This window comes from Paenibacillus sp. MDV22-iso6 (genome assembly GCF_058408365.1).
Genome location: NZ_JBZVDZ010000001.1, coordinates 279254 through 291561 on the forward strand (window position 1 = coordinate 279254; position 12308 = coordinate 291561).

Consider the following 12308-nt stretch of genomic DNA (forward strand, 5'->3'; position numbering starts at 1 on the left):
AACATGACACAAACTTATGATCTGATCGCGATTGGAACCGGGAGCGCTGCAAGCTCTGTTATATCCCGCTGCGCCGAAGCCGGATGGAAAATTGCCGTGATTGATGAACGAGAGTTTGGCGGAACCTGTGCGTTACGGGGCTGTGATCCCAAGAAAGTACTTGCAGGAGCGGCTGAACTGATCGACTGGAATGAACGAATGAAGGGCAAAGGAGTGGAAGGTAACGCCTCTATTCAGTGGTCGGAACTTATGGCGTTCAAGCGAACATTTACGGAGAGTATTCCGAGAGCAAGCGAGGATAAGTTCAAGCAGGCCGGGATGCATACGTTCCATGGCAAGGCTTCTTTTGTTGACGAAGATCATATTCGTGTAGGGGACGAAGTTCTACACGGGAAACATATTCTCATCGCAACAGGAGCGCGTCCAGCACCACTTTCTATTGATGGTGTAGAGCATCTGAAATACAGCGATGATTTTCTTGATCTGGAACAGCTGCCAGATAAATTGGTTCTGGTAGGTGGAGGTTACATTGCTTTTGAATTTGCACATATTGCGGCCAGAGCTGGTACGGAAGTCCATATTATTCATCGAGGTGAACAGCCGCTGGAACAGTTTGATTCGGAACTGGTGGACATGCTGCTGCAAAAATCCGAAGAAGTAGGCATTCATGTACACTTGAATGCGGAAGTGAAGGCAATTCGTCAGCAGGGAAACACATATGTGGTCAGTGGAACCCGCAATGGGGCTGATCATCAATGGCAATGTGGACTTGTCGTTCACGGAGCAGGGCGTATTCCGAATGTAGAGGGGCTTGAACTGGAGAAGGGAAATGTCAGCTATACGAAAAAAGGCATCTCCGTTAATGAGTACTTGCAGAGCGAAAGCAATCCAAGAGTCTACGCGGCAGGCGATGTTACCGCAACGGAAGGACTTCCGTTGACTCCGCTCGCAGGCCAGGAATCACGCGCAGTATCCTTGAATCTGCTTGAAGGCAATCATAACAAACCTAATTATAAAGTAATGCCCTCCATTGTATTTACCGTGCCATCCCTGGGTTCTGTTGGCCTTGATGTGGAGCAGGCCAAGAAAGAGGGCTATGAGGTGAAGGTAAATGACATGTCGAAATGGTATACTTATAAACGTACGAATGAAAAATATGCCATGGCCAAAGTTGTAATCGACAAGTCAACAGGACGTATCTTGGGTGCCCATGTATTGGGTGGCAAAACAGAAGAACTGATTAACCTGTTCGCCATGGCAATTCAGTTCGATTTGACGACCGATCAGCTAAACACCATGAATTTTGCATATCCTACAGCCGCATCGGATATAGGCTCTTTATTTTAATGTGATGGTGTGGAAGGAAGGGAAGAATTATGTCAGTTCATTTTCATCGGATTCATGAAGCCGAGTGGACAACCGAACCGGTTCAGGCGCGAACGGAAGGTGACCGTCTAATTGTGGAGGCACAGGAGGGCAGTGACTTTTGGGAGAAGACCTTCTATGGTTTCTGCCATCAGAATGGACATGCCATGCTTGCTCCATGGGATGGAACCAAGGCAATCGAAGTATCATTTGATCTGAGTTCATTCACGGAATTATATGATCAGGCAGGGTTAATGCTCTGGCATGGACAGGATCAATGGATCAAGGCGGGGGTTGAAGTAAATGACGGCGTGGCTCATGTAGGGGCGGTCGTAACGGATCGGTTTTCCGATTGGTCGCTTTCACCTGTACCGGAGTGGGGTGGACGCATCGTTACCATTCGGGCTTCATACCACGACGAAGCCGTAGTTATTCGGGCCCGCACAGACGAGCATCCCTGGCGTACCATTCGGGTCGCGAGGTTTGCTTATCCGACGAACAAGCAAGCAGGACCGTTTCTCTGTTCTCCGAAGCGTGCCGGGTTCGAGGTTGCGTTTACCAAATGGAAATTGACTGAACCGGATCAGGATCTGCACACAGACCCTCCCATTGCCGATTAAGATTGTGTGGTTGGGAAATGTGACTTTATCGCAACAAACGAAAACAAGCAAGTCTTCCTTGGTGGAGGACTTGCTTGTTTTCGTTTGAATTAGGCAGCACCATGAGGTTAATTTATCAAGCCTTCAACGATTATGGTGAGGCTTATTTGAATTTTTTTCACATGAAGTTGCAATACTGTTGTCGTTTATCCTCAAGGTCTTATTTGCTTGAGTCCGTATCCTTGGAGTCAGATTCGATGCCATCAGCATCCTCTGCACCATCACTTACTTCGTTCAACTCACGCATACGTTCTTCGTAATCATCCAGAAACCATAATGGGTCCATGTTATCTTCCTCGCCATTATAATTAATCAATACTTCTTCGCCGGCTTTGATATCTGTATAAGCATAGAAGTCAAAAGTGTGGTTTTCAAAGTTGATATCATAGGTGGCGTTAGGCTCGTAGGAATGGTTGATCAAACTGCCATAGCCCAGCAGGATAGCCGTATGATTGGCTCCGTATTCGAATACGTAATCTTCGAGAATTGTTTTCTCAACATGTTCGTGGTCTTCATTGGGATAAGGGACAACTGGAGCCTGATGGATCAGCTGGCCTTTTGGAATGTCTACGGTTGCAAATACGCCGCGGTTAAATTCGCCATTACCCAATTTGGATTGTTTCACTTCAATCATGATTTTCACCTGATGCTCTCCAAGAGAGCTCCATTCTTATAGTAGTAAGTCGTTTAAGGAAAAATTTTAACTCATCCATACCTATAAGGCAAATGTCATTGATATCAGTTTGAGTGGATCAGGGGTCAAAACGAAGGACATTTCATCGAAAAATGGTGCTAAATTTACAATAGGGCGTTGAGTTGTGCATGATATAACGCTTATAATATACAAAGAATTAAGTCTATATAGAAAAGGTGTCATGAATGAGCATATTAAATGTCGAAAAATTAAGTCACGGTTTTGGTGACCGTGCTATCTTTAACAACGTTTCTTTCCGCCTCCTGAAAGGCGAACATATTGGTCTGATCGGGGCCAATGGTGAGGGGAAATCTACCTTCATGAACATTATTACAGGTAAACTCCAGCCGGATGAAGGCAAAGTGGAGTGGTCCAAACGTATGCGTGTCGGATATTTGGATCAGCACGCTGTGCTCAGCAAGGGACAATCCATTCGTGATGTCCTTCGTGGAGCATTCCAGTATTTGTTTGACATGGAACAAGAAATGAATGATATGTATGGCAAGATGGGCGATGTAACTCCGGAGGAATTAGAACAGCTGCTGGAGGATGTAGGTACGATTCAGGATACGCTGACTAACCAGGATTTCTACATGATCGATGCCAAAGTCGACGAGACAGCACGCGGTCTGGGTCTAACCGATATCGGTCTGGATAAGGACGTTAACGACCTTAGTGGTGGACAACGTACGAAGGTATTGCTCGCCAAGCTGCTGCTTGAAAAACCGGATATTCTGCTCCTGGATGAGCCTACGAACTATCTGGATGAATTGCATATCGAATGGCTGAAACGCTATTTGCAGGAATATGAGAATGCTTTTATTCTGATCTCGCATGATATCCCGTTCCTGAACAGTGTAATTAACTTGATCTATCACATGGAAAATCAGGATCTCACCCGTTATGTGGGCGATTATAGTCATTTCCAGGAAGTCCATGAGATGAAAAAACAGCAACTGGAGTCGGCGTATAAGCGTCAACAACAGGAAATTGCTGATCTCAAGGATTTTGTGGCCCGTAATAAGGCAAGTGTGGCTACACGCAACATGGCGATGTCCAGACAGAAGAAATTGGACAAGATGGATGTCATCGAAATCGCCAAGGAAAAACCGAAACCACAGTTTAACTTCCGTGATGCAAGAACGTCCGGTAAGCTCATTTTCGAAACAAAAGGCCTTGTCATTGGATACAATGAGCCGTTGTCGAGACCACTGGACCTGCGTATGGAGCGTGGTCAGAAGATCGCTCTCGTTGGTGCGAATGGTATCGGTAAAACAACCCTGATGCGCAGCATTCTGGGTGAGATTCCAGCTTTGGAAGGAACCGTTCAGCGCGGTGAACATCTGGAGATTGGATATTTCCAACAAGAGATGAAGGATGCCAACTACAATACCTGTATCGAAGAGATCTGGCAGGAGTTCCCTTCCTATACCCAATTTGAAGTGCGTGCTGCACTCGCAAAATGCGGACTGACTACCAAGCATATTGAGAGCAAGGTTGCGGTACTGAGCGGTGGCGAGAAAGCCAAAGTTCGTCTCTGCAAACTGATCAATAACGAAACAAACCTGCTCGTACTCGATGAGCCGACGAACCATTTGGACGTTGATGCGAAGGAAGAGTTGAAACGCGCACTCAAAGCATACAAAGGCAGCATTCTGCTGATCTCTCACGAACCTGAATTCTATCGTGATGTGGTTACGGAGACATGGAATTGTGAGTCGTGGACAACGAAGGTATTTTAATTTTAGTGCCTGCACTAGAAGAAACATGAACAAGCATACAGAAGACAGCGCCAAGGTTAAATGGACGCTGTCTTTTTGCGTTGCAGAGGTTACTTGTAATGTCTGCCAATTTGATACGCTTGCTCCAGCAAGCCTTCAATATACGTTTTGGATTCGGATATGGTTTCATAGAGAAACTCGACTCGGGATTCCTCCAATCCTGCATAACCAGCGATCCCATTATTCAGATAATTCGAAATCATGTTGTAATAATCGTACTTATGGAATGAAGCCTCCGTTCCTCCAGCTAGTGCAATCCAGAGTGCCTTTTTGGAGTTTGCTTTGTTCAGCAGCCCCATGTTCCATACCTTGTCCAGATAAGCTTTGAGCATGGAAGGAACGTTGTACCACCATACCGGGAAAATAAAGACAATGGCATCAGCCGCGAGCACGCGATCCAGCTCTTTGCGAATTACAGGGGCATGCTGCTTATCGGGATTTTGCCAATCTCGCTCATCTTCTACGCTATATAACGGATCGAATCCATCATGGTACAGATCAAGGATATCAATTTCATGGTGATTCTCCTTCAGACCTTCTATAAAACGATTCATCACGGCAAATGTTAGAGAATCCTGTCTTGGGTGAGTAACGACCAGTTTAATTTTCATGTATGAGTGACCATCCTTTTTCCTTCATTTTTTGGTTTAACGTTCTGACCAATGTTATTATAAGTTTCATGACATCTTATTGAGAAGTACGCACCTTCGAGTGCTGTAGATACCTTGAGGTTCTTCGGTTACTTTTAATAATGGATATACATTTATGTGATTTAAGGGGGATTACCAGTGGAACAGGAACTGAAAAGATATGAGAGTGGTGTGCAGGCGATGCTGGAACTGGTCGGAGGAAAATGGAGGATTCTTATTCTGCATCAACTGATAACAGGTAAAAAACGAACAAGTGAACTTCGCAGAGCCATCCCTGGCATTACTCAGAAGGTCCTTACCCAGAAGCTGCGTGATCTTGAAAAGAATGAAATCATCCATCGAATTATTCATCCCCAGATTCCACCTAAAGTAGAGTATGAGCTGACCGAGTATGGCTTGACACTGCAGGCAATCATCGACCGCATCTGTATGTGGGGAGAGAATCATCTGGACAGAGTATATGGTGATAAAAACAAAGTGCTGGAGAATCATTTTAGCGAATATATTCCGCTTTCGACTTTGAACTAAACTGCTCCCAAATCAAAAAACGACAAAAACCTTCCTGAATCGAGGAGGAGGGTATTTGTTGTTTTTTTGTCCTTTATCAGTGAAACTGATAAATACCATAAAATCATCGAAATTGACCCCTACCATTGGGTATGGTAGGTTCAAGAGAGTAGAAATTAATATGATCATTTTAGTAGGAATTAAAATTGACGTAATGCGCGAGGTGGCAAATGGTGGAACTTCAAGTGACAAACAGCCCTTTTAATCAGGAACAGGTTGAGCTGCTCAATCGCCTTATTCCTACATTGAACGATGGACAGAAAACGTGGCTTAGCGGATATCTGACAGCCATTCAGGGATTTGCGGCTGTAGCTGCACCTGCTGGTGTGGAACAACAGCCTGCATCTTCAGCAGGTATTACTCCTGAAAGTGCACCTGTTGTGGTGTCCAGGGAAGTTACGGTACTCTTTGGATCACAAACCGGGAACTCCAGCGGACTATCCAAGAAACTGGCGAAAAAGCTGGAAGAGCAGGGTCTTCAGGTGACCCTGTCGTCAATGGGAGATTTCAAACCGAACGGACTGAAAAAAGTAGAGAATCTTCTCATTATTGTCAGCACACATGGAGAAGGCGAACCGCCGGATAATGCGATTCCGTTGCATGAATTCCTGCATAGCAAACGGGCTCCGAAGCTTGATGGATTGCGGTACTCCGTATTGGCTTTGGGAGATACTTCGTATGAGTACTTTTGTAAGACAGGAAAGGATTTTGACATTCGTTTGCAGGAGCTTGGCGGAACAGCGCTTGTACCACGTGTGGACTGTGATGTTGATTTTGATGAATCGGCTGCAGAGTGGATGAATGATGTGCTTGCTTCACTTAGCAGTACACCGGCTGCTGCGGGAGTGGTAACCAGTGAAGCGGTTGGAGCCGCAGTAAGTAGCGGTGAATCTGAATTCAACCGGACGAATCCATACAAGGCGGAAGTGCTGGAAAATCTTAACCTGAACGGCAGAGGATCGGACCGTGAGACACGTCATATTGAATTGTCTCTGGAAGGTTCCAATCTGGACTACGAACCGGGTGACAGCCTGGGTGTGTTCCCTGAGAATCATCCACGCCTGGTCGATGAGCTGATTGCAGCCATGGAATGGAATGCAGATGAGCGCGTTACGGTTAATAAAAGTGGAGACCAGGTTTCTGTACGTGAAGCGTTATTGCGTTACTTCGAAATTACTGCTGTCACAAGACCCGTTGTGGAGCAGCTGGCAAAGCTGAGCCCGGGTAGCGGGTTGCCCGCTCTGCTCGCAGATGATTCGGAATTCCGGAAAGCCATGAACAGTTGTGATTTGCTGGATCTGGTACAGGATTATGGGCTTAAAGGTATTCCGGCTGCATCGTTCGTAGCTGTGCTTCGTAAAATCCCAGCACGTTTATATTCGATCGCAAGCAGTTCGAAGTCTTTCCCGGATGAAGTTCATCTTACCGTTCGTACAGTACGTTATGAGTCACGGGGCAGAGAGCGCTATGGTGTGTGCTCTGTTCATCTGGCTGAACGAGTCGAATTAGGTGATACATTGCCTGTATTCATTCAACAAAATCCAAACTTCAAACTGCCGGATAACCCGGATGCTCCAATCATCATGATTGGACCAGGTACAGGTGTAGCTCCGTTCAGATCTTTCCTTGGAGAGCGTGAAGAGACGGGTGCAGAAGGCAAGACGTGGCTGTTCTACGGCGATCAGCATTTCTCCACCGATTTCCTCTATCAGACCGAATGGCAGCGCTGGCTCAAGGACGGCGTTCTTACGAAGATGGATGTCGCTTTTTCCCGTGATGCAGAAGAGAAAGTATATGTGCAGCATCGGATGCTGGAGCATAGCAAAGAGCTCTATCAATGGTTACAGGAAGGTGCAGTTATATATATCTGTGGTGACGAGAAACGAATGGCACATGATGTTCATGCTGCACTCGCGACCATTCTTGAACAAGAGGGTGGCCTAACACCTGAACAGGCAGCGGAATATCTGACACGGTTGCAGCAGGAAAAACGTTATCAGCGGGATGTGTATTAATTACAGATCATATGCCGGATAAGGCATCCCGGAGATACGAGAGGAGAAAGCAGCATGACTTATAATAACTTACTTAACCCGCAGCGCACGAACAGTGATGTGGAAGATATAAAGATCAAAAGTGACTACTTGCGTGGAAGTCTGACTGAAACGCTGGCGGATCGGATCAGTGGTGCGATTCCTGAGGACGATAACCGTCTGATGAAACATCACGGCAGTTATATGCAAGACGACCGTGACCTGCGTAATGAGCGGAATAAATCCAAGCTGGAGCCTGCCTATCAATTCATGTTGCGTGTGCGTGCTTCCGGAGGAATTGTTACACCCGAACAGTGGTTGATGATGGATCGTGTAGCGCATAAATATGCGAATGAGACCATTCGTCTGACGACGCGCCAATCATTTCAACTGCATGGTGTGCTCAAATGGGACCTCAAAAATACCATTCGTGAAGTAAACGATTCGTTGCTCAGCACCCTAGCTGCTTGTGGCGACGTGAACCGGAACGTCATGTGTAATCCGAATCCAGACCAATCGGACATTCATGCTGAAGTATATGAATGGGCATGCCAGGTGAGTAATCACCTGGATCCACGGACTCGTGCGTATCATGAGTTGTGGCTGGATGGAGAGAAAATTATCGATTCACAAGACACAGATGAAGAGGTAGAACCGATTTATGGCAAAGTGTATTTGCCGCGTAAGTTCAAAATTGGGATTGCTGTTCCACCATCCAATGATGTAGATGTGTTTTCGCAGGATCTCGGATTTATCGCTATTGTAGAGAACGGCAAGCTGCAAGGCTTTAACGTTTCTGTCGGCGGTGGTATGGGCATGTCTCATGGTGATCCGAAGACTTATCCGCAGGTGTCCAAAGTCATTGGTTTCTGTACACCAGAGCAAATGATTGATGTTGCGGAGAAGACGGTTATGATTCAACGTGATTATGGGGATCGTGCAGTACGTAAGCATGCCCGTTTCAAATATACAATCGATGACCGCGGCCTCGCCTGGTTTGTGGAAGAACTGACGAGTCGTCTCGGCTGGAAGCTGGATGCGGCGCGCGAGTTCCATTTTGAACATAATGGAGATCGTTACGGTTGGGTGAAAGGCAGCAACGGCAGATGGCACTACACCTTGTTCATTCAAAATGGACGTGTGAAGGATGTGGACGGTTATCCGCTCATGACAGGTCTGCGTGAAATTGCCAAAATCCATACTGGAGATTTCCGTCTCACAGCCAATCAGAATCTCATGATCGGGAACATCAGCAGCCAGAAGAAGAAAAAGATTGAGGCACTGATTGAGCAATACAATCTGACCGATGGTGCTCATTACTCGGCGCTTCGCAGAAGTTCTATGGCTTGCGTGGCGCTTCCGACTTGTGGTCTTGCCATGGCGGAATCCGAACGTTATCTTCCATCACTGATCGACAAGCTGGAGCCTGTACTGGACGAAGCGGGGCTGAGAGACGAAGAGATTGTCATTCGTATGACGGGTTGCCCGAACGGCTGCGCGAGACCGATGCTGGCTGAGATCTCGTTTATCGGCAAAGCTCCGGGAAAATACAATATGTATCTCGGTGGAAGTTTTACCGGACATCGCTTAAACAAATTGTACAAAGAAAATATTGGCGAAACCGAAATTTTGGACACATTGACTCCAATGGTGAATCAATATGCCAAAGAGCGCAATGATGGTGAGCATTTTGGAGATTTCGTCATTCGTGCCGGTTATGTGCCTGAAGTGCTGGACGGTCAACAGTTTCATGCCTAATTAGATGAATTCGTGAAGAGAAGCATTCCTTAGGGAATTGCTTCTTTGGCGTTTTTGGATCGTTTCTCTTTGGGATTTCGGAACGTGGTAAGGTGAAATCAACTTGTCTTTTACCATTTTTTCGTGAGTCTAAACTTGTTGAAGTACGCCCAACAAGATATAATGACAAAGTAGAAAGCAGATTATATGTTGAAAGTGAGCGGAAACGATATGGGTCGTAAGTGGAATAATATTAAAGAAAAAAAAGCTTCAAAAGATGCAAATACTAGCCGGGTCTATGCTAAATTCGGCGTTGAGATTTATGTAGCTGCCAAGAAGGGCGAACCGGACCCGGAAGCGAACCGCGCACTGAAAGTCGTGCTGGAACGTGCCAAAACGTATAACGTACCCAAAGCAATTATTGACCGTGCCATGGAAAAGGCAAAAGGCAGCGGGGACGAAAATTATGAAGAACTGCGTTATGAAGGATTCGGGCCCAATGGTGCCATGGTTATCGTGGATGCCCTCACCAATAATGTGAACCGTACTGCACCGGAAGTGCGCTCGGCATTTAACAAAAACGCGGGCAATATGGGTGTGAGTGGTTCAGTTGCTTATATGTTTGATCCTACAGCGGTAATCGGGGTAGAAGGCAAAAACTCCGAGGAAGTACTGGAACTTCTGCTTGAAGCAGATGTGGATGTACGTGATATCGTGGACGAAGACGATGCTGTGATCGTATATGCAGAACCGGATCAATTCCACGCTGTACAGGAAGCATTTAAAGCTGCGGGTGTTACTGAGTTTACCGTAGCCGAGCTGACGATGCTTGCGCAAAACCATATTGAACTTCCAGAGGATGCACAAGCTCAGTTCGAGAAACTGATTGATGCGCTTGAAGACCTTGAAGATGTTCAGCAAGTGTATCACAACGTAGAGTTCGTTTAAGCGAATTACACGAATTAAGCGAAACGTGATTCGATTGCCAAAAAGAGTGTCTAGCCAATCAACGGATTGGACAGACACTCTTTTTATTGTTCTCCTATGAATCGGATTGCAATGCACCAGGAGATTTTTTCGATTTTGCCGATTTGCTACCGCCAAACTTGAACAACACGATACCGCCCACGATGACAAGAACGCCAAGAAGCTGGTTCCACGAGAATGGGATCTGCTCCAGTCCAAGCCATCCCATGGAATCAAACAGCAAGGCGAAACTTAACTGGGATGTAAGTACGATGGAGATCGCAAAGGTGGGACCGAGCAGCTTCATCCCTTGAACGAGACAGAAGACCACCCCAACACCGATGGCTCCGCTAAGCCAATACCAGGGCTGCATATGTTGGAAGCTGAACGTATTTTTGCCCTCCACCACTAGAGAAATCAGAAACGATGCAATAAACCCGGTGAAAAGCACCATCGTTGTCGTGGACCACGAGCCGGTACGTTCATTTACCTTACTATTAAAGATGGTCTGCAGACTGACAAGAGAACCTGCCAGTAACGCTAGTAAAATACCTGTAATGATCATAGGATAGAGATCTCCTTATTCATAGATGTTGTGACCCGCCACTTCTGCCAGACCTGCCCGATCTTTGACCATAATAAAGCCCTGATCCCGCATGATTAATCCATCTGCACACAGCTTCTGAATCACCCGATTCAAATGCCGATAACTCGTACCGATCAGATTCGCGATATCTGTCAAATTAAAGGCGTCCAGTTCTTCGTGGACAACAGTCCCCGCTTCTTCGGTAGAGATGGAGAGCAGATAGCTGGCTAATCGAACCTCGACCGGATACATCAGGTTGAAGTTGGAGAAGTTCGAATCAATGTAAAACTTGTGGGAAATAATTTTGAGTAAAAATTTCAACAGGGGTGCGTAATCGCTAGCGAGTTCAACTAACCATTGATAATGAATGCGTAGCATCACGACAGGTGAGACCGCTTGTACGGTGTTCACGATGTTACTCTCCCGAACGTACTCAATATCACCAACCACTTCAAGCGGTGTTTTAAAACAAAGAACGAGTGTTTTATCCTGTGGTGAGGTCGTGAAGATTTTGACTTTCCCCTCGACCAGCACATATAAATATTCGGATGTTTCGCCTTCACGGCAGATTAATTCGCACTTCTCGAAGTGGCATAACGTCATATGCGGACGCAGGGGCTGGTGAAATACCGATTCGAGTTGATATTGTTTTAAATAGTGCAATAATTGATGCTCATTCTGAAACTCTTCCATAACGTCTTTCACCCCCGACTATATACTCGACCAGCTACAGCTTCATAATAATGACGCCCGTAACCATTAATGCTATACCCAGAAATTGCGGTAGTTTCATTTTCTGCTTCACAACACCAAACCATCCGTTACTGTCGACCAGAAAGGTCAGGAAAAGCTGTGCAATCAACAGGGCGGAGATCGTAAAAGTTACCCCAATTTGCTGGATTGCTGTGACTTCACTGAAAATAATCACTGCACCAAACGCGCCTCCCGCCAGGTACATGGGCTTCACTTGCTTCAATCCTTGCAGGTTGATGTCCCGCACGAATACAAGGATCAGAGCCGCCAGAATGAACCCGGTGAGTTGGGTAATGGTTGCGGCTTGCCAGGTGCCCATGTCCGTACTGATTCGGGTATTGGCAACCCCTTGCAGGGTAATGCATGCACCGCCTAATAGTGCAAAAATAATTCCTCTCATGGTTGTACTCTCCTTGTCGCGTCATTACTTCTTCGATTTCTATTAAATGATATATCCACTCGAAAAGCCAAGGACAAATGTCCTCAGCTCAGAAGTTATAGCATTTAGAGTACATTA

12 protein-coding genes are annotated in these 12308 nt (G+C 46.1%); 7 read left to right on the top strand and 5 right to left on the bottom strand.

Features of this window, described 5'->3' with window-relative positions; translation table 11 throughout:
* The first annotated feature begins 3 nt into the window (after positions 1–3).
* Both AC4PM4_RS01320 and AC4PM4_RS01325 read left to right on the top strand, forming a co-directional pair.
* Complete coding sequence (locus tag AC4PM4_RS01320) at positions 4–1347, top strand: dihydrolipoyl dehydrogenase family protein (protein WP_400344421.1); 1344 nt, start codon at positions 4–6, stop codon at positions 1345–1347.
* Between the two features lie 29 nt (positions 1348–1376).
* Entirely contained in the window at positions 1377–1985 is a 609-nt protein-coding gene (locus AC4PM4_RS01325; RefSeq protein ID WP_064638788.1) for a DUF1349 domain-containing protein, read from the top strand.
* 199 nt (positions 1986–2184) lie between these two features.
* Here the strand turns inward: AC4PM4_RS01325 and AC4PM4_RS01330 are convergent, their stop codons facing one another.
* Positions 2185–2658: an SET domain-containing protein gene (locus AC4PM4_RS01330; protein WP_063563624.1), complete on the bottom strand. Its 474-nt coding sequence runs from the start codon at positions 2656–2658 to the stop codon at positions 2185–2187.
* A gap of 245 nt (positions 2659–2903) precedes the next feature.
* Between AC4PM4_RS01330 and AC4PM4_RS01335 the strand changes: the two genes are divergently transcribed.
* Positions 2904–4460 carry an ABC-F family ATP-binding cassette domain-containing protein gene (locus AC4PM4_RS01335; protein WP_063563476.1) on the top strand — a complete coding sequence of 519 codons (1557 nt, stop codon included), beginning with the start codon at positions 2904–2906 and terminating at the stop codon, positions 4458–4460.
* A gap of 89 nt (positions 4461–4549) precedes the next feature.
* Here AC4PM4_RS01335 and AC4PM4_RS01340 read toward each other — a convergent pair whose 3' ends face one another.
* Entirely contained in the window at positions 4550–5110 is a 561-nt protein-coding gene (locus AC4PM4_RS01340; protein WP_491612516.1) for an NAD(P)H oxidoreductase, read from the bottom strand.
* A gap of 177 nt (positions 5111–5287) precedes the next feature.
* Between AC4PM4_RS01340 and AC4PM4_RS01345 the strand changes: the two genes are divergently transcribed.
* The 4 genes from AC4PM4_RS01345 to AC4PM4_RS01360 all read left to right on the top strand — a co-directional run bounded on the left by AC4PM4_RS01345 (position 5288) and on the right by AC4PM4_RS01360 (position 10434).
* Positions 5288–5677, top strand: a complete 390-nt coding sequence (locus AC4PM4_RS01345) for a winged helix-turn-helix transcriptional regulator (protein WP_491612517.1) — start codon at positions 5288–5290, stop codon at positions 5675–5677.
* A gap of 212 nt (positions 5678–5889) precedes the next feature.
* Positions 5890–7731, top strand: a complete 1842-nt coding sequence (locus tag AC4PM4_RS01350; protein ID WP_491612518.1) for an assimilatory sulfite reductase (NADPH) flavoprotein subunit — start codon at positions 5890–5892, stop codon at positions 7729–7731.
* A gap of 54 nt (positions 7732–7785) precedes the next feature.
* Positions 7786–9507: an assimilatory sulfite reductase (NADPH) hemoprotein subunit gene (cysI, locus tag AC4PM4_RS01355; protein ID WP_063563481.1), complete on the top strand. Its 1722-nt coding sequence runs from the start codon at positions 7786–7788 to the stop codon at positions 9505–9507.
* 210 nt (positions 9508–9717) lie between these two features.
* Positions 9718–10434 carry a YebC/PmpR family DNA-binding transcriptional regulator gene (locus AC4PM4_RS01360; RefSeq protein WP_064640900.1) on the top strand — a complete coding sequence of 239 codons (717 nt, stop codon included), beginning with the start codon at positions 9718–9720 and terminating at the stop codon, positions 10432–10434.
* A 94-nt stretch (positions 10435–10528) separates the two neighbouring features.
* On the opposite strand, the gene AC4PM4_RS01365 is transcribed toward AC4PM4_RS01360, so the two are convergent.
* From AC4PM4_RS01365 to AC4PM4_RS01375, 3 genes are read right to left on the bottom strand one after another with little or no spacing between them, the layout of a single operon-like run.
* Positions 10529–11014 carry a DMT family transporter gene (locus tag AC4PM4_RS01365; RefSeq protein WP_063563626.1) on the bottom strand — a complete coding sequence of 162 codons (486 nt, stop codon included), beginning with the start codon at positions 11012–11014 and terminating at the stop codon, positions 10529–10531.
* A gap of 18 nt (positions 11015–11032) precedes the next feature.
* A complete protein-coding gene (locus AC4PM4_RS01370) occupies positions 11033–11731 on the bottom strand; it encodes a Crp/Fnr family transcriptional regulator (protein WP_063563482.1) in 699 nt (232 codons plus the stop codon).
* A gap of 34 nt (positions 11732–11765) precedes the next feature.
* Positions 11766–12191 (bottom strand): DMT family transporter, encoded by a 426-nt coding sequence (locus AC4PM4_RS01375; RefSeq protein ID WP_024633836.1) that lies wholly within the window; start codon positions 12189–12191, stop codon positions 11766–11768.
* Between the last annotated feature and the right edge of the window lie 117 nt (positions 12192–12308).

What these genes read in the sequence shown, in the direction of transcription:
- AC4PM4_RS01320 (WP_400344421.1), top strand. Translation starts at nt 4, where the DNA reads ATGACACAAACTTATGATCTGATCGCGATTGGAACCGGGAGCGCTGCA.
- AC4PM4_RS01325 (WP_064638788.1), top strand. Translation starts at nt 1,377, where the DNA reads ATGTCAGTTCATTTTCATCGGATTCATGAAGCCGAGTGGACAACCGAA.
- AC4PM4_RS01330 (WP_063563624.1), bottom strand. Translation starts at nt 2,658, where the DNA reads ATGATTGAAGTGAAACAATCCAAATTGGGTAATGGCGAATTTAACCGC.
- AC4PM4_RS01335 (WP_063563476.1), top strand. Translation starts at nt 2,904, where the DNA reads ATGAGCATATTAAATGTCGAAAAATTAAGTCACGGTTTTGGTGACCGT.
- AC4PM4_RS01340 (WP_491612516.1), bottom strand. Translation starts at nt 5,110, where the DNA reads ATGAAAATTAAACTGGTCGTTACTCACCCAAGACAGGATTCTCTAACA.
- cysI (WP_063563481.1), top strand. Translation starts at nt 7,786, where the DNA reads ATGACTTATAATAACTTACTTAACCCGCAGCGCACGAACAGTGATGTG.
- AC4PM4_RS01360 (WP_064640900.1), top strand. Translation starts at nt 9,718, where the DNA reads ATGGGTCGTAAGTGGAATAATATTAAAGAAAAAAAAGCTTCAAAAGAT.
- AC4PM4_RS01370 (WP_063563482.1), bottom strand. Translation starts at nt 11,731, where the DNA reads ATGGAAGAGTTTCAGAATGAGCATCAATTATTGCACTATTTAAAACAA.
- AC4PM4_RS01375 (WP_024633836.1), bottom strand. Translation starts at nt 12,191, where the DNA reads ATGAGAGGAATTATTTTTGCACTATTAGGCGGTGCATGCATTACCCTG.